Source organism: Alphaproteobacteria bacterium (assembly GCA_030680745.1).
In the GTDB taxonomy this organism is placed as follows: Bacteria; Pseudomonadota; Alphaproteobacteria; order JAUXUR01; family JAUXUR01; genus JAUXUR01.
The window spans coordinates 1-18,245 of the sequence record JAUXUR010000009.1 but is presented as its reverse complement, the minus strand read 5'-3'; the positions used below and the strand labels follow the sequence as shown (position 1 = coordinate 18,245).

Genomic DNA, 18,245 nt, shown 5'->3' with positions numbered 1-18,245 from the left:
CTAAGGTATTCATTTTTATCATTGTACAGCTCCTTTTTTTGTATCTTGTCTGTACTATGTTTTCTTATAAAAAATCAATACCTTAGATCAAATTAAAAAAGTGTCGTGTACTATGAAAAAAAATATGCTTTTTCAGAACCTGTTTTGGATGAAGTAAAAGCGTTTTTTGCAATAGCTATGAAATCAGTTTCTATTACAAATGATGAAGCTGAAGAAGTGTTTTTATGTATGTGGGAAGAGGCGTTTCAGGGAAATGAAAAAGTTCAAGAAAGATTATTTTGTTTATTTTCACGTTCAACTTTTCTCGAGACTGCAAAAAAAAGAGTGCTATTGCTAGCAGATGAAACAAAATATTCTTTGGAAGTTTTAATGGAGATGGCAATCACCCAAGAAAAATCTTGGGCGTTTTATCAAAAAGCGTTGATGGAAACAGACCTTGGGGAAAAATATACTCTTTTAAATCAGGCGATGAATAATCCAAACATGGAAGAAGCGCTTTTAATAAAAATAGCTGCTGCGCGTAATTCTTTGACAAGAGAGCTTGGAATTCAAATTCCTGTGGGTACAAATAAAAATGAAATAAGAAATTTTATAACACATTATAAAAAATATAAAAATGGAGCATTATTGTATGATTTGTATCAAATGCGTAAAGACTCAAATAAATTTTTTGCTAATGAATGTTTTAAAGCAGCAAGTGAATTAGGCTATCATTCAGCATGTGTTGATCAAGAAAATCAATGTGTTTCGAATGGAGATCTTGAAAATGCTTATAAATGGTCTTTGAAAACTGTAAAAACGGGTAATCATTTTTCAATGTACAATGTTGGTGTTTATTTAACAAATAACGGGCAAGTTAAAGAAGGTTTGAAATTGTTGTTTAAAGCTTCTGAATTAGGTTTTGTTGAAGCTATGTACGCAGCAGGTCTTTTGTTGTATAAATTTTCCGATGATTTTCTTGATCGTAAGAATGTGTTCAGTTTTATTAAAACAGCTGCAGAATTAGGTCATATTGGAGCGATTTCAAGCTTTGCAAATATACTTATGGATAAATTTGCAGATAATGATCCCAATCTGGAAAAGGCTGCAAACTTGTTTTTAAAAGTTATAAAAAGTAATGATGCTGAACAAAAAGATAAAGCTGAGGCAATGCACTATTATGGTCGTTTAATTATAAAAGGATTTGATGGTCAAAACCCCAATATGCGTATGGGAATCGAGCATATTTTAAAAGCTGCAAAAAGTGGTTGTGTTGCTGCAATGAATTGTTACGGTGGCTTTCTTATGGGGTGGGTAGATAATACGGAAGAAAAAAATATTGCGGCTGCTTATAAGTGGTTTTTAAAAGCTGCTAAAGAAGGTGATGCAGCTTCAATGTATAATGTTGGAAGAATGCGTTGGTGTGGCGCAAACGGGATCAAGCAAGATGCTAAACTTGCTAAAGATTGGTTATGCCGTGCAGTGAAAGTTGAAAATGCTGTATATCCTGATGCAATGCTACTTTTGTCTAGTTGTTTAATAAATGAATCGTTTGAAGAAAATGTTTCTGCTGAAAAGAAAAATGAATTATTAAATGAGGCGGCGCGCTTATTGTGTTTACTGAACGATTTAAATTATTTTAACGATCTTGTTGTTTCTGATGAGACATTCGTAAATAAAGTTGATTTGAACGCAATGTTAATAAAAAGTTTGTGTTTTGAATCTAAAAATAAAATTGATTTAGAAAATATTAAAATAAAAAACAATATAAACAGCATTAGATCAAAATATATTCCTTCTATAGAAGAAAAAGTTTATGCTCATTTGAATCTTGCTAAATTATACTATAATGGTCATGTTGATGGAGAGAAAAATATAAAAAAATCTTTTGAATTATTATTACCGGTTGCAAAAAATAATCATCCTGAGGCAATGAATTGTATTGCAAAATTGTTTTTAGAGGATGTAGACGGACAAGGGCCAAATCATAAAAAAGCACTTAAGTGGTTTAGGCGTGCAGCTGAAAATGGACATGTTGATTCTATGGTGAGGCTTGGATCATTAATTATTTTGTCTTTAGATTTCTCCCAAAATGATCAAAGTTTATCTGACGCACTTTTTTGGCTTCAAAAAGCTAATTCTTTAGGTAATCAAGATGCAGCTGCATATCTTGAAGTATGTGAGAATTCATTGAAAGAAATTGCTGAATCAGATATTGCGAATGAAGAAGTATTGCGTTTTGTTGAAACGAATGATGTTTCAAAGCTTAATAAAAATTTTCATCCGCTCATTATGCCGAGCAATATAAAAGATAGTAAAAATGATGTGAATAAGGATGATCATATTGAGATAGCTCAACTTGATGATACTTTGATTAATGTTGTTTTTTCTGATGAATCTATTAATGAAGTTGATGTTACGGAAACTGCTGCTAATATGAGTAGAAGCGTTGAATGTGTTAATAGCAATCCAAAGTTTAAAAGAGAACAATTGCGTAAAATTGGTTTGTTGAAAAAAAATCAAGAAAGCAAAGAAAATGATGTTCATTTTTTAAAACTTTCTGATAGAAATCAATTTATAGTTAATATTATTTTAGATAAAAGTATAAAAAACAAAAATGTTGATTATACTCAATTGGTCAATTTATTTGCAGATCCATTTTTTGAAAATCAAGTATCAGTTATTAAATCAAAATCTGGTTGTGTGATTACAGCTAAAAATTATAAAACGCTTGATTATGTTGCGGCAAGTACGCATAAAAAACATAACAAAACCTATGATGGGTTGAATCCTTTTTTTGCAAGAGATCTTCTTAAAACTCTTGCGCTTTTTGGTCTTACAGAAGGTTAAATCTATCAAACAAAAATAAATGAGGGTTTTTTTAATAGAAAAGCCTTCATCTGTTTTTTTATTGAAGTATTAATAAATATATGATACATTTTATTTTCTAATTTTGACGATCGTAATTTATTAAAAATAAAATTTAAAAGGAAAAAATATGTTTATTAATAAGCTATTATTATGTCTATGTCTTATTACATTCTTCTCGTTTAATCAAGCTGATGCCGGTTTGCGTGAAGATCTTTCTAAAAAGAAATATGATTTTTCAGAGCCAATTTTAGATGAAATACGAGCGTTTAAAGAAATGCTTGCGCAGCCGGATAAATCTGACGAGATATTTACGCTTATTTGGGAAGATGTTTGTCGGGGTAATGAAAAAATTCAATTAAAATTATTACAATGGTTTTCAAATCCAAACATGTATAAGGCCATACAAAATAAAGTGCCTTTGTTGAGAGCATCTGATGTGTATTCCTTAGATAGTCTTATTCAGACGGGTATAAGTCAAAAAAAACCTTGGGCTTTTTATGAAAAAGCATTGAGAGAAAACAATCCGCAGAAAAAATTTTCTCTTTTAAATCAGTCTGTTAATAATATTGTGTCAACAAATGGGAAGTTTGAGGCTTCTATTTTCAAAGAGCGTGATGAGATTAAAATAGATTCTTTTTCTGTTCCAATACCTACTTTTAATAATAATGTAGTTAAAAATAAAAAAAATGAAATAGAAAAATTTATATCTTGCTGTAAAAAAAATAAAAATGGTGGATTGCTAAATTATTTATACGAATATTATAAAAAATCAAATGAATATTTTGCTTTTGAATGTTTAAAAGCTGCATGTGATTTGGGTCATGTGGGGGCGATAATTAGTTATGGAAATAATTGTCATGCGAATAATGATGTTGATGGGGCTTGTCATTGGTTTCTTAAAGCAGCAGAAAAAGGCAATGTTACTGCAATGTTTAATGTTGGCACAATTTTAACAAATAAATTAAAAAAAATAGATAAATTGGAAGGATTAAAGTGGTTGTTAAAAGCTGCTGAAGAAGGTGAAATTGATGCAATGTATAATGCTGGTGTGATATTAAGAAAAATTGGTAGTGAGTCTGTTGATCAAATAAAGGCGTTTAATCTTTTTAATGTGGCTTCAGAAAATGGTCAATTAAATGCCATGATTGCATTAGGTGAAATGTATTTAGACGGTCTTGAAGGTGTTGGTTGCAATTCAGAAGAAGCAGCTAAGTGCTTTTTAAGTGCTGCCGAAAAGGAAGATGTTAATGGTATGTATCTTTATGGTGTTTTGTTAAAAAAAGGATTTATGAATCAAGAGTCAAATATCAATAAGGGTAATGAGTGGATATTAAAAGCCGCAAAAAAGGGATGTGTGGCTGCGATGAATCATTATGGTGGAAGTCTCATGGGATGGGTAGAGGATGTAAAAGAACCTAGTACAAAAGCTGCATATAATTGGTTTTTAAAAGCAGCTAAAATGGGTGATAAAGCTTCAATGTTTAATGTTGGAGAAATGCTTTGGTGGGGATGTGGCGGCATAAAAGAAAATCGTCAACGCGCAAAAGAATGGTTGTTGAAATCTGCAAATGATGGATATCTGGATGCAATGATAGTACTCGCCACACATTTGTTAGGTGAGTCATACGGAGAAAATCTTTCTTTTAAGCAAAAAAAAGTCTTATTGAATGAGGCAGTTCGTTTATTGAAGATTGCTTATGATAATCATTATTTTGCTGATTTACTTGATTTTAATGAATTGAAGTCAAAGAAAAATGTACTTGATTCGGTGGATAAAGATAAATTTAGAGTAAAATTTTCTGATAGATCTGCCTTTCGACCGAAAGCAGAAGATAAAGTTATTGTACTTATAAATTTTGCTACACTTTATATTCAAGGATATGTGGATGGGCAAAAAAATATACAAAAATCAATTGAATTGATTTTGCCGCTTGCGAAAAATAATTATCCTGAAGCTATGGATTTTATGGGGCGTATTTTTCTAGAAGGTGATGAAGGTCAAGAATTGGATCATCAAAAAGCAGCACAATGGTATAAACGTGCAGCAGAAAATGGCTTTGAACCATCTATGATGAAATTCGCAAAACTTATTATCATGTCGCCTTATCTTATTAAAAGTGATGATAATTTAAAGGAGGCACTTTTTTGGCTTCAAAAAGCTGAATCCTTAGGCATAGACGAGGCACGTAACTATCTTGAAATGTGTGAAAATTTATTGAACGAAAACGCTGAATTAGAAATTAGTGATAATGATATTTTAGAAAAAAATGATATTTCAGATCATAATATTATTGATTTCAAACAATTGAATACACCAATTGAATTGCAAGAAATTGATGTTGTTGAAAATAATAACAATAATAATATTATTTTTTTGTCGGAGATAGAAAATTGTTCTATTAATGTGGATTTCAATGATGAAAATAATATCATTGTTGATGATGCATTAGAATTAGTAGAAAGTTCGAATATTTTAGATGAAAATGTACAACAATCTAAAAATCCAAAATATATAAGGGAACAATTACGTAAATTAGCTGAATTGAAGAGAAAACAAGAAGATAATAAAAATTTTTTAAATAAGGAACTTTCTGCGAAGAACCAATTAATTGTTAATATGCTTTTGGATAGAACTATAAAATTCAAAAATATTGATTATACGCAATTGGTTAATTTATTTGCAGATCCGTTTTTTGAAAATCAAGTATCTGTTATTAAAACTAAATCTGGTTGTGTGATTACAGCTAAAAATTATAAAACTTTAGATTATTTTGTTGCAAGTACGCATAACAAACATAATAAAACTTATGATGGGTTGAATCCTTTCTTTGCACGAGATCTTATTGAAATCCTTGCGCTTTTTGGTTTTAAAGTTAATTAAAATTGTAAAAGCACTAAAGAATGTTTTTTTTGATTTATTCAAAATTATATTGATTTGCTTTTTAGTATTGCGTATGGTTACTTATAATTTTTTTTAAAATTGTTGTTTTGTCTCAGGTAATCGTCACTCATAGAATTTAAAAGGAAAAAATGTGTTTGTTAAAAAATTACTTCTATCTGTTTGTGTTTTAAGTTTTTTTTCATTTAATCAAACTGATGCTGGTTTGCGAGAAGATCTTTCAAAAAAAAAATATAGTTTTTCGGAACCAGTTTTAAATGAAGTTGAATGCTTAAATAGAATTGTTATGAGAGGCGATAATCCTGAAGAAGTTTTTCAGCTTATGTGGGAAGATGTTCTCAACGGAAATGAAAAAGTTCAAAAACAATTAAAAAAAATATTTTCTAATCCTCTTATTTATCAAAAGGCAAAAGACAGAGTACCTTTGTTGAATGATATTCAAGCATATTCGTTAGATATTTTGATTGATATTGGTGTTGATCAACAAAAATCATGGGCCTTTTATGAAAAAGCTATGAAAGAAAATGATCCAAAACAACGATATATTTTTTCAAATGAAGCATTTAATCATGTGGATCTTGCTGAGGATCCTAAAATTGTTGAATCTTATGGTAATTCTATAGATAAAAATGAACATCCTATATGTACTAGTATAAATTATGAAGGTATAAAGTGTTTTATAGAAAAATGTAAAAATTTAAAAAGCGGTAATTATTTATATGAAAATTATAATTATTATAAAGATAGTACAAAAAAAATTCAAAAAGATTTTTCTTTTAAGTGTTTGATTGCATCTGCTGATATAGGTTTTCCACCTGCTTGCCATGATCTAGTAAAAATATATGAAAATCAAAAAGATTACATAAAGAAGAAAAAATACTTATTAAAATTGATTGAAAATGGTCATGAACATTCAATGTGTTGTTTAGCCGAAACTTTGATGCAGAGTGCATCAATTTCAGACAAAAAAGAAGCTGTAAGTTTATTATTGAGGGCTGCTGAAAAGACTTCAGATAATGAGGTAGTTTGTATGTCGACACTATATGCTGGATCTATTTTAAAGGACATAGCAGAAAATAGTACAGACAAAATAAAAGCGCTTAATCTTTTAATGGAGTCTGAAAAATTAAATGATGTGGTTGCTATGAGAAAGCTTGGTGAAATATATATTCATGGCTACTTGGATGATGTTTCAAATTTCGACGAAGCTGCAAAATTCTTTATGAAAGCAGCCAAAAAAGAAGATCCAGTTTCTATGTATTATTATGGTCTTATATTAAAGACAGGATTTGATAATCAAGAACCAGATAAAAATAAGGGTGATGAATGGATTTTAAAGGCAGCAAATCTAGCGTGTTTACCAGCAATGAATTATGTATCTGGATCATTTTTTTGTAAATTTGGTAACGAAAAAAATGTGTTGGATTTAAAAGAGGCATATAAATGGTTTTTAAAAGCTTCTGAATTGAATGATCAATTGACATTATATAATTTAGGAAGAATTTTATTATATGGTTTTTCTGAAATAGAAGCTGATTCAATGAAAGCAGAAAAATGTTTATTGAAAGCTGCTGACATGGGAAACGTTGAATCGATAATAGTGCTTGCGCATCATTATATACATAAAGCACAACGTATAAAATCTAAAGGCAATAAAAACAAATTTTATAATAAATCTTATGATTTTTTTAAAAAAGTAGAAGAAAGTGACTATTTTAGTGAATTTTTTATTTCTGATAAAATATCTGATGATGAAAAAAAATTAGAAAATTTTTCTAAAAAAAATTCAAGTAATTTTAGAGTTCCAATATTTTGTTTTTCTTTAGATAAAAAAGAAAAAATTAATAGCCTTTATATTATGGCTGAGTGTTATTATAAAAAATTTTTAAATAATAAAGATAATCAACTTATAAAAAAAGCATATCAATTTTGTTTATGTGCTGCAAAAAATGGTCATTTGGCAGCTATGTATCGCGTTGCTAGTATGCTTTTAGATGATGTTGCTTTTGAAAAACAAAATCTTAAGAAGGCGCTTAAATGGTTTTTACGTGCAGCAGAAAAAGATCATATGCCTTCTATGGTGGAGTTAGCAAAATTATTTATTTTTTCTCCTGAATTAAATAAAATTGATAAAAATCTCAAAGATGCTCTTTTTTGGCTTCAAAAAGCGAATGCAATGGGTGATGCAGATGCAGGTAAATATCTTGAAATTTGTGAAAAGTTACTAAATGAAAAAAATGAATCTGATCTTAAAGATAATGATTTGTTAGATTTTATCGAAAAACAAGAAGAGTTAAGTTTAGATCTTTCTGGATTAATGCAAGCTCATACTATGCGTGACATAACAGAAAATAATTTAAATGCGCTTAATAAGGTTATTGAGGAAAATCAAGTTGAGGAGGATGTCCTTACGGTTGTTTTTCAAGAAAAAGATAATAATCTTATTGAAGATGCTGTTAATGAATCTTGGGAAATCAGTAAAGTAGATAGTTTAAATATTATTGAAAAAAAACAAGAATATAATAATCCGAAATACAAAAGGGAACAATTGCAGGCAATTGGATTATTGATAAAAAATCAAGAAAAAAAAGAAAATGATCGTTTGGGTCTAGAACTTTCAAATAATAATAAGTTAATTGTTAATATGCTTTTGGATAAAAAAATAAAATCTAAAAATATAGATTATACGCAATTGGTTAATTTATTTTCAGATTCATTTTTTTAAAATCAAGTATCTGTCATTAAAACAAAATCTGGTTGTATGATTACAGCTAAAAACTATAAAACGCTTGATTATGTTGTAGCGAGTACACATAAAAAACATGGTCAAACTTATAAAGGATTGAATCCTTTTTTTGCAAAAGATCTTATAGAAATTCTTGCTCTTTTTGGTTTAAAGGAAGATTGATGAGGCGAGGGGTGCGTTTATTAATTTAAATCACCTCTATTTTTTCTTCTGAGTACTTGTTAGAATTATATACCCAAATAAGCAGATGATCTTTTGTCGTTTTTTGAACCAGAAATTTTCAAGGTAAATCAATTGCCTGTCGTAATTTTTAGCATCAAAAATCGCATTAAATCTCATGCATAAAACTCGGGATTTCTAAATTATCCGGGTATAGATAAAAAAATTTAAAGGGAAATAAATGTCTATTAAAAATGTATCATTTTATTTTTGTGTCGTTTGTTGTTTGATTTTTACGCATGTAGATGCTGTTTTGCATGAAAGCTTTTTTAAAAAGAAATATCAATTTTCTGACCCAGTTTTAAATGAAGAAAAAGTTATATTGGAATTAATTACGAATCAACATGAAAATGCACAAGAAGTTTTTTTACTTATGTGGGAAGAAGCTCATAAAGGTAATGAAAAAATACAAGAAAAATTACTTTATTTATTTTCTAATGAGAAATGTTATGAAAGATCAAAAAACAGTGTTCCTTTGTTGGAAGATATTAACAAATATTCTATAGATGTATTAATACAGATTGGTACAGAGCAAGAAAAACCATGGACTTTTTATCAAATGGCTTTGCACGAAAACAATCTAAAGGAAAAGTATATACTTTTGAATCAAGCGCTTAATTTTGGGTGTGAACTAATAAGTGAGAAACTTGAAAAAGATATAGAAGAGGAGAGAAATAATATTGATATAAATAAATTTTTTAATCCAATTAATAAAAAAACTAATATAAAACAAATTGAAATTATTGTTGCACATTGCAAGAAATATAAAAATGGAAGGCTCTTGTTTGGTTTTTATAAAAAATTTAATTCTTTTAAATACTTAAAGGCTGCATCTGAAATAGGCAATATATCAGCTTATCTTAAACTTGGAAATTCATGCGTTTTAGATAACGATTCTAAAGGTGCATATAATTGGTTTTTAAAAGCTGCAAAAAGGGGCCACATTACTTCTATGTATAATGTTGGATGTATTTTAATGAATGATAATTTAATTGAGGAAGGAATTCATTGGTTATTGAAAGCAGCAGAAGGTGGAGATGTTGATGCAATGTATCTTGCAGGTTATACATTAAAAAATTCTTTAACTAATTCTGATGATTTAATGAAAGCCTTTAATCTTTTAAAAGAGGCTTCAATCTTAGGCAATATAAAAGCTTTAATGTATTTAGGAGAAATGTATTTAGATGGTTTTGAAGGTGTTTCTTCAAATGTTCAAGAAGCAGAAAATTGTTTTTTAAACGCAGCAGAATCTGATGATCCGGAAGCTATGTATGTATATGGAATGATGTTAAGAGATGGATCGTTTGGTTATCAGGACAATGATAAAGGTAAGGTTTGGATCCAGAAATCTGCAGATAAAGAATATTTGCCAGCCATTAACAGGATGGGTGAGATTTTTTGGTATGCTATTAATAACGTTTCAAATAAAAAAGAAGCATTTAATTGTTTTTTAAGAGCTGCGGCAAAAGAAGATCTAGGGTCAATGTGTAATGTTGCTATTATGTTGAGTAATGATTTGGGGGTAGACAAAAATATTAATGAAGCGAAAAAATGGTTCAATAAATCAATAGAGTTAGGATGCGGGAACTCAATGTTTCGTCTTTCAGATATTTTATTAAAAGAAATGGTTGAAAAAAATAATAAAGAAACAATTGTAGGGAGCAGCAATAGAAAATTATTAAATAAATCTTTTAATTATTTAACAATTTTATTTGAAGAGGGTTATTTTGATGAATTTTTTAATAATGAGTTGGCGGATTTTGAAAAAAAACAACCTAATGTTAAAGTGAATAATAAAATTGATAAAATTATAGATATAAGATTTTCTTTTTTTCCAACAGATGAAGAAAAATTAAATTCAATTTATAATTTAGGTCGAATGTGTTTTGATAAAAAACAGTATGAAAAAGCATTTAGATTTTTTTTATGTGGTGCCCAACATAATAAATCATTTTGTATGTATCTTGTTGGTTGTATGATAAAAGAGGGATTTATTAAGGGGCAAAAGGCGGATCATAAAAAAGCTGCAGAATGGTTTTTGCGTGGAGCAGAAAAAGATGAAGCATGTGCTATGGTGGAATTAGCAAAACTATATATTTTTTCACCTGATTTTAAAAATAATGAACAGAACCTTAAAGAAGCATTGTTTTGGCTTCGCAAAGCAGCTTCAATGAATGAAAAAGATGCGTGTAAATATTTGGAATTTTTTAATAATTTATTAAAAGAAAATGATGAAACTGATGTGTCTGATGATGAATTAATAGATTTTATTCAAAAAAACACCAAAATTCATCCATATTTGATGAATATAGATGGATTTAAATCTTTAAACAAAAAAAAAGAAATTAAAGTTGATAAACTTCAATTAGATGATTTTGAAATTCATGTTGATTGCACAATTGAGTCTTTATATGAAGATTCTAATGATTTTAATACAGAAGAAAATATAATTCAGATAGACGACCAACATTATAAAAATCCAAAATATATAAGAGAACAATTACGGAAAGTTGGGCTGTTAAAGCAATATCAAGAAAATAAAGAGAGTGAGAATAGGATTTTAGAGCTTTCAAATAATAATAAGTTAATTGTTAATATGCTTTTGGATAAAAAAATAAAATCTAAAAATATAGATTATACGCAATTGGTTAATTTATTTGCAGATCCATTTTTTGAGAACCAAGTATCTATTACCAAATCAAAATCTGGTTGTATCATTATAGGTAAAAATTACAAAACGTTAGATTATGTTGTTGCAAGTACGCATAAAAAACATGGTCAAACCTATGATGGATTAAATCCTTTTTTTGCAAAAGATCTGATCAAAATTCTTGCACTTTTTAGTCTTAAAGCTGCATAATTTTCTTATAGTGGGGCCTTTAGATTTTTTAAAGACCCTTTTATATTAAAACTGGGTTTGTCGAAGTTCTGCGATAATTTTTAAATAATTCGAATCTTCAGGTGTTAAAAAACCATGACGAATTAAAAAATCGATTAAAACAAGATTACAGTTAAATTTGAATAAATCATCCTCTTGAAGGTAGGCTATAACTTCTTCAATGGGGATAAGCATAAAATTTTCAACTTCTCCATCTTCATTATTGGGTACAAAATTTGCTGGTAATTCTAAATCATAGACAAAAATAGTATCACGGCGTAATTTAGGGCCGGTTTGTCTACAATAGCTTATGCCGTTAACTGCCTTTGCGCGTTCTAGGTAATCTGCTGGAATATTCGCTTCTTCTTTGGATTCTTTAACAAGATTTTCGAAAACGCTTAATCCTATGGGTAATCCGCCCCCAACGATATGATCTAATTTATTGGGCGCCATTTGTTTGGTGGAAGATCGTTTACCAATCCACATAAACATATGATCGTTTTTCATGACATAACCGTTGAGATGTACGCCATAATTTCGAAATCCAAAATAAGAAGAAGCGCCACGTCGAATTTTAAAGAGTGGTTTTTTTTCAAGGGATGGCGCAACACCATAAAATTCGTCACGAAAAGGATCAATAAGTTTTTGATTTAATAAAGAATGTAATAATGTATCAAAAAAAGATGATTTTAATTCGAAATTATGAAGCTCTGTGGATAAAACAATAGATTGATGTGTCTCTAAAAAATAAGGACTTTGCGATTGAAGAACGTTAAAGAACTCTTTTGAAATATAGCCTATTAATTGGTTGTCTATGTAAAATGGTCTAAACTCAGCGAGATTATATCGATTGTTTCGTGCAATATGTTCCAAATAGATATTGCTTTTAGGGTAAAAATCGGTTGAAAGATGTGGTTGAATGATTGTCATTGTGTAACACTTGCATTATAGGTTTTAAATTTAGCTAAGAAGTCATCTAATTGTTCTTTTGCATTTTTAATATTGCCTGGTTTTAGTGTAGAGGCAATTAATAAAAAAGCGTTTTTATAAGGTTCTTTTTCCATGTAATCTTTATATGTTTTTGATATTTCTTCAATTTTATTATAATTGCCTGTATAAACAAGACATGTCATGTAATAGAAGATATCTTTTTCTGTTGTTAAATCTTTTTGTGTGTTGCAGATAATATCATAAATTTCTGCAGCTTTCGACCATTCTTTTTGATCGATAAAAATTTGAGCTTTTAAGCGTTGGTTCTCAATATCTTGTTTGCTTGATACTAGCTTAAGCGCGTTTTCTAAATCACCTTTTTGTTTTAGAATGCTTGCTTTTAATTTTTGTCTTTCTTCAGCAAGTTCTGGTTTTATAGTGGGGGTATCACTTGCATCAAGAATGGAAAGTGCTTCGTTCGTTTTTTGATCTGCAGCAAGTGTTTGAGCCAATGTTAGACCTCTGCGTGCCTTTTCATCACCTTCAGAGCGAAATTTGAGGAGGTGGTCGAGTATTTTTTGACCGTCATTAGGAAGATTAAGTTCAAAATAGGATTTTGCAATTTTTTCTTGAATTAAGTCAGCATTTTTATCCAATGGAGAAAGCTCTTTAAATTCTTCGTAGAGAAGAATTAAATCCATTGGAGAATATTTTGAAGATATTTCATCTTTGATAAAAATATTTGTAAATGTTTCGGTTAGTTTTGTGGTGATTTCTTTATTCGATGGTTCATTGGGAAATAAAGTTATTAGGGTTTTAAGCGCTTTTAAGCCTCTTTTATGAAGGGATAGATCAAGAAGATAATTGCCCAATAATTGAATTACTTTGTATTCAAAATGATCACCACGCCAGGCAAAGCGTAAGGTTTCAAGATCTTGAATTGCCTCTTTTTTCGTAATGAATTCGTTTTCTGGTCCTTTAGAAGCAATAGCATAACGTGCATGAGAGGATGTAAAACGGTCAAAACTTGTTGCTAAAGTTTTCCATTTTTGTAAACCACCAATTTGATTGCCTTTTAAATATTCTAACCAGCCTGTTAGATAATCAATATAATTTCTTTCGTGTGAATTTAATAAGTTTTGTTTTATTTGTGCATAATTTTCATCAAATATATCAAATTTTTCTTGGGCCAAATCGTTTTTTAAAAGCCTTAGATAAACAGAATGTCTTAGGTATAAAGGTAATATAGAAAGATTTATTTCTTTGGGTGCTTCTATTGTTTTATCATCGTGCGTATCATTTTTTAGAAAATTGGCAACCCACCGCCATGTAGGAATATTTGGATCTGTTTCCAGCTGTTTGTCAGCAAAATTTGCTATTGCTGCGTCATAACTTTCTCCATAGAGATTAGAAATACCCATAAGGCCTTGAAAATAAGATGATTTTTCAGATTCAGGTGTTTTTTCTTTGAATGACCTTAAAAGATTTTGTGTTTCTGCGCCTAAATCATGTGCAATATAAAATGATGCTAAATCATAAATAGAATTGGGTGAGGGTGGATCTGTTTCAATTATTTTTTCTTCATGAATATTGCGATCTTTTAAAAAATCATTTGAAGGGTACCATTTTGTTAAATCAAAAAAAGTATTGCTTATATGTTGAGTGGTAGGTTCTGGGTGATCTGGTGCTTTTTCAGTGGTAGGTTCAGGATGAGCAGGCTTGTTTTCTGCGATTGTTTCAGGGTGGATAGGCGTTTTTTCAGCGATAGGTTCTGGATGAGGAGGTGATTCTTCTGGTAAAGGTATGCGTGTTTTGTTTGCTTTATTTTTTAAATTTTTTGCTGGATCTTCTTCTTTTTTTAATGTTTTTATTGATTCTTCAGTTTGAGGAAGTTCAACTTTTTTTGTTGCTTCATGTTGTTCAGGAAGTTTTGGGTTATTCTCTTCTTTTGTAGGTGGGGTTTTTGATAATTCTGCATTTGACGATTCAGTTTTGGTAGGTTCTTCAATTTTTGGCTCAACATGTTTTACGTTATTTTCAGTTTCTTGTCGTAGATCTTCTTTAGGGTTTTCTGTTAGTTCTGGGGCAACACGTAAACCATGAGGTCTTGAAATAGTAAGTAATTTATTTTCTAGTTTGAATGTTAAATCATCGGTATAAGGAATAATTGATAGACCTGCGGATGTTTTTAATAGTTTGAAATCAATATATTTTTGTTCAGTAGGAATCGCAAAATTAGAATCTGTTTCAAGAAGATAAAGATCTTCACCTGTTAAAGGGTCTTTGAATTTTATGGGATCCGAAAAGGTTTTATTATTTTGTAAGGGTATCTCAATTTTTGAATCAAGAATGGATTCACGGCTTAGTTTGAAGGGTGTTTCTTTCTTTGTATCTTCAGTTTTTGCTGCTTCATTAAAGAAAAGTTTTACACCTGTTTTTTCATAAATCAATTGAGGCATTTCAGTTTGGGGTGCGTTCAAAAGAAGTGCTGTAAGTTTGTCTTGTTTGAAGATTTTGGGCAAATATTTTTTGAGTGGTGTTATATCCCAATTTTGTTCTGAGTTTTGAACAAGCCAAAGGTTTGTGCCACGTTTATAAAGAATAGGGTTCACTTTGCCTTTGATAGGAATGAAGATTTCATCAATATTGTTTTTTGTGTTGATGCGAATTTTTTGTGATGCGGGTAAAATTTCAGTTTTTTGAATAGCTTTTGTTTGATCTATACGTCTGAGGGTTGAATGTGAATTTTTGACTGATGTGTTGTAGATAGGCTGCGCGCGCGCTTTACTTTCAAAAAATATATCCAGAACAATTTTAAATCCTTGTTTGTAATGACGTGCTGATATTTTTTCTTGTGCATTAGGATAAGCTTCAAAAGAAAAAATCATTTGATTTTGTTGTGTTTTTACTCCTTTAAATCCAACGCGGCGTGGTAATTTTGGGGTCATTATTTGAGGGTCAAATGTAGTCAGACGGTCAAATGTGATGGTAATATTATTGCCTTTTTCTTGAACATTGTAATGCGTATCACCGATCCATTCAAAAACAATGCGTGCAAAATTATCTTGGTTAAGAACACGTATATCCAACGGAGCATGATAGCGTGGTATGTAGGCTTCTAAATTAGCTATAGAAAATAAAAAAAATATGAAAAATCTAACTGTGAACTTCATAATGAACCACTTTCAAAAAGGGCAATATCAACGCGTCTTAAAAGTAGATTGGAATCTGCTTTATTTTTGGAGGCCTTTACGAGTTCATCTAATAAAAACGGATTTGTATCCAAAAAGCCCTGTGTTAAAATAGGATGATCGTAACCACCATCTAATAATGCTTTTTCTACAGACAAAGCGCGCGCCAGTGAAAGTTCCCAATTGGATATATAGGGACCGCCTTTAATGGGCCTTGGATCGGAATAACCATAAATTTGAACCCGATTAGGTATTGTGCGTAAACCTTCAGCAAGTAAATTTAACGCATGTTGAGATTCTTTTTTTAAGGTGGCTTTTGCTGTATCGAAAATAAGTTCAGATGGCATCGATAAAATAACGCGATCATTAAAAGGAATGATAATCGCTTGTTTTAAAAAAGGGATATCTTTGATTTTTGCATTAATAACATTAATTAAATAATTTAAATTAAGGGCTGGCGGTGGTTGTATATTGAAAGCAGCAGTTCCTTGCTCGGGGATGGGGCTACCTTGACTTTTTTCTGGGTAAAATTTTTGCGGAAAATGGTGTTCTAATTGTTTTTTTTTGAGTTCGCACATTGAAAAAAGGAGAATAAAAAAAGAAAGCAAAAGGGATAACATATCAACAAAAGTAATGACCCATAAGGGGCTTTCCTTTTTTGGTGTGTATTTTGGACATTGCGTTAAGTGTGTTTCCATTTAATAGGCAAACCCTAGCTTTAATTACCTACCCTATGGCCAAACTCGTTATAAGATCTGTCCAGAATGGCCAATAGTGGGTTTATATTTTATTGTTAAATCTACTATAATTCAAAAACATATGATTCGCATCAATTATTAATTTGGCAGTGTTGTGTTTTTAGTTTGAGCTGATGACCTAAATTGAAAAACAATTGAATCCTTTAATTTTTGATTGAATCCAATTGAAAAATGTTGTTGATTTACGCCATATTTTTGAAAATTACGTGCTATCTGGCCTAGGATTAATGCACTCGTTTTTTGCCCATAAAAAAGAAAATCATTTTCATTAGGGTTAGAATCCGTTTTACCTATAAAAACTGTTAATTCAAGAGGTATGTTGTTGATTTTATCTTTCATAAGATAAGCTAATTTTTCGAATAAAAAATGAGATTTTTGTAATAATTTTGGGTTATTTTTTGAATCTACGATTTTATCAAATGATACTTTTACTTCTATCAATTCGCCTTTTCCTGTTACATTATAATATTTTTGCGGCATTATATTTTTAAAAACACCTTTAATGCGTTGATCATAATCACCTCCATTTTCATAGCCTTGCGTTAAAACAGTTTTATTTTCTTGAGGGGAGGTATTATCTCCCTTAAATTGTTCATTCACGCTTTCAAGTGTTTTACTAACTTTTTGTTTTTCAACAGTTGAAATAGACGTTAAAAAAATAAAAAATGTAAATAAAATGAAATAAAGACTTAAAAATGAAAAATTGGGATCAATTTTTTTAAGTGAAAATTTTTCTTTATGCGGTTGTTCAAGATAGTCGAAGCTCACTATTGATTCCCTTAAATCTTTGCTTTTTTTATTAGGTTACACCTAAATAGTGCTATATGGGAGCAAAAAAAACAAATTGTAAGAGAAAAATTAAAAAAATTTTTTGTGCTTATTGTAAGGTCTTAATATTTATATAATGATTATTTTTATTTAAATATTATTGTTATGTCCATTAATAAAATATTAATACTTTTTTAATAAAATAGTATTATGAACAAACAAATATAAAATGTTTTTCATGAAAAAATAATATTAAAAACTGTGAGGAGAAAAAAAATGTCATTAGGAACCATTTTGCTGATTGTTTTGATCCTTGTTTTGGTAGGCGCTTTGCCAACATGGGGATATAGCAGTTCTTGGGGATACGGCCCTACTGGAATTATTGGGGTTGTTCTTGTTATTGTCCTTATATTATTCCTTATGGGGAAGATATAAACGCTATGTTGCAATGTCATCTTTAAGTTTAGTCGGAGTTGGCATTGCAAATCATTTATAAATCTTGCTCTTAAGGAGATAAATATAATGAGAAATTAATTTTTTATTATATTAAATAATTATTTTAATTTATTAATATCATGTTAATGATTTTTAACGTATTGTATTTATACAGGCAAATAAAAAACAAAAATAATATTGAAATTTTCAAGGAGAGAAAAAATGTCAATAGGCACAATTTTACTAATTGTTTTAATCTTAGTTTTAATAGGTGCATTACCTAGATGGGGATACAGCAATTCTTGGGGGTATGGTCCTTCTGGAATTATCGGCACTATTCTTATTATCGTGCTTATATTGTTTTTGTTAGGAAAGATATAGTTCTTAATTGTATAGTCAAATATCTTGAAAACGCTCAAGTTGAAGGTCGTCGGCCCCACTCCTACGCCCGCGGTCAGATCATTATTCATAAATACATCCCCTCCTACGTCCCGCGACTTGTTCGCGGGATCCAGATGATCTTCCTTAAAGTTAACATTGTATAAATTGGACAATGACATCTTCTTTATTT

The 18,245-nt window shown here is 29.8% G+C and carries 11 protein-coding genes; 7 read left to right on the top strand and 4 right to left on the bottom strand.

The window, feature by feature from the left end:
- Positions 1-105 precede the first annotated feature (105 nt).
- The 5 genes from Q8L85_00755 (at position 106) to Q8L85_00735 (ending at position 11,574) form a co-directional block, all read left to right on the top strand.
- On the top strand, positions 106-2,829 hold the full coding sequence (locus tag Q8L85_00755) for a tetratricopeptide repeat protein (protein MDP1723217.1): 2,724 nt from the start codon (positions 106-108) through the stop codon (positions 2,827-2,829).
- A gap of 148 nt (positions 2,830-2,977) precedes the next feature.
- On the top strand, positions 2,978-5,731 hold the full coding sequence (locus Q8L85_00750; protein MDP1723216.1) for a hypothetical protein: 2,754 nt from the start codon (positions 2,978-2,980) through the stop codon (positions 5,729-5,731).
- Positions 5,732-5,882: 151 nt separating this feature from the next.
- The gene (locus Q8L85_00745) at positions 5,883-8,474 is read left to right on the top strand and encodes a tetratricopeptide repeat protein (GenBank protein ID MDP1723215.1); all 2,592 of its coding nucleotides are present in this window, start codon (positions 5,883-5,885) and stop codon (positions 8,472-8,474) included.
- A gap of 36 nt (positions 8,475-8,510) precedes the next feature.
- The gene (locus Q8L85_00740) at positions 8,511-8,657 is read left to right on the top strand and encodes a hypothetical protein (protein ID MDP1723214.1); all 147 of its coding nucleotides are present in this window, start codon (positions 8,511-8,513) and stop codon (positions 8,655-8,657) included.
- Positions 8,658-8,895: 238 nt separating this feature from the next.
- Positions 8,896-11,574: a hypothetical protein gene (locus tag Q8L85_00735; protein MDP1723213.1), complete on the top strand. Its 2,679-nt coding sequence runs from the start codon at positions 8,896-8,898 to the stop codon at positions 11,572-11,574.
- Between the two features lie 45 nt (positions 11,575-11,619).
- Here the strand turns inward: Q8L85_00735 and Q8L85_00730 are convergent, their stop codons facing one another.
- From Q8L85_00730 to Q8L85_00715, 4 genes are all read right to left on the bottom strand, one after another.
- Positions 11,620-12,522, bottom strand: coding sequence for a DUF4743 domain-containing protein (locus Q8L85_00730; protein MDP1723212.1), 903 nt, complete (start codon positions 12,520-12,522; stop codon positions 11,620-11,622).
- Complete coding sequence (locus Q8L85_00725) at positions 12,519-15,695, bottom strand: hypothetical protein (GenBank protein MDP1723211.1); 3,177 nt, start codon at positions 15,693-15,695, stop codon at positions 12,519-12,521. The genes Q8L85_00730 and Q8L85_00725 overlap by 4 nt, the downstream gene beginning before the upstream one ends.
- Positions 15,692-16,411, bottom strand: a complete 720-nt coding sequence (locus tag Q8L85_00720; protein MDP1723210.1) for an OmpA family protein — start codon at positions 16,409-16,411, stop codon at positions 15,692-15,694. Before Q8L85_00720 ends, Q8L85_00725 begins: the two co-directional genes overlap by 4 nt.
- A 138-nt stretch (positions 16,412-16,549) precedes the next feature.
- Positions 16,550-17,239, bottom strand: coding sequence for a hypothetical protein (locus Q8L85_00715; GenBank protein MDP1723209.1), 690 nt, complete (start codon positions 17,237-17,239; stop codon positions 16,550-16,552).
- Positions 17,240-17,515: 276 nt separating this feature from the next.
- Here Q8L85_00715 and Q8L85_00710 point away from each other — a divergent pair, with 276 nt between their 5' ends.
- Positions 17,516-17,674 (top strand): DUF3309 domain-containing protein, encoded by a 159-nt coding sequence (locus Q8L85_00710; protein MDP1723208.1) that lies wholly within the window; start codon positions 17,516-17,518, stop codon positions 17,672-17,674.
- Between the two features lie 222 nt (positions 17,675-17,896).
- Positions 17,897-18,055 (top strand): DUF3309 family protein, encoded by a 159-nt coding sequence (locus tag Q8L85_00705; protein MDP1723207.1) that lies wholly within the window; start codon positions 17,897-17,899, stop codon positions 18,053-18,055.
- The last annotated feature ends 190 nt before the right edge of the window (positions 18,056-18,245 follow it).

Bases quoted from the DNA above. Each gene is read 5' to 3' on its own strand.
- Q8L85_00750 (MDP1723216.1), top strand. From the start codon at position 2,978: ATGTTTATTAATAAGCTATTATTATGTCTATGTCTTATTACATTCTTC.
- Q8L85_00740 (MDP1723214.1), top strand. From the start codon at position 8,511: ATGATTACAGCTAAAAACTATAAAACGCTTGATTATGTTGTAGCGAGT.
- Q8L85_00735 (MDP1723213.1), top strand. From the start codon at position 8,896: ATGTCTATTAAAAATGTATCATTTTATTTTTGTGTCGTTTGTTGTTTG.
- Q8L85_00730 (MDP1723212.1), bottom strand. From the start codon at position 12,522: ATGACAATCATTCAACCACATCTTTCAACCGATTTTTACCCTAAAAGC.
- Q8L85_00725 (MDP1723211.1), bottom strand. From the start codon at position 15,695: ATGAAGTTCACAGTTAGATTTTTCATATTTTTTTTATTTTCTATAGCT.
- Q8L85_00720 (MDP1723210.1), bottom strand. From the start codon at position 16,411: ATGGAAACACACTTAACGCAATGTCCAAAATACACACCAAAAAAGGAA.
- Q8L85_00710 (MDP1723208.1), top strand. From the start codon at position 17,516: ATGTCATTAGGAACCATTTTGCTGATTGTTTTGATCCTTGTTTTGGTA.
- Q8L85_00705 (MDP1723207.1), top strand. From the start codon at position 17,897: ATGTCAATAGGCACAATTTTACTAATTGTTTTAATCTTAGTTTTAATA.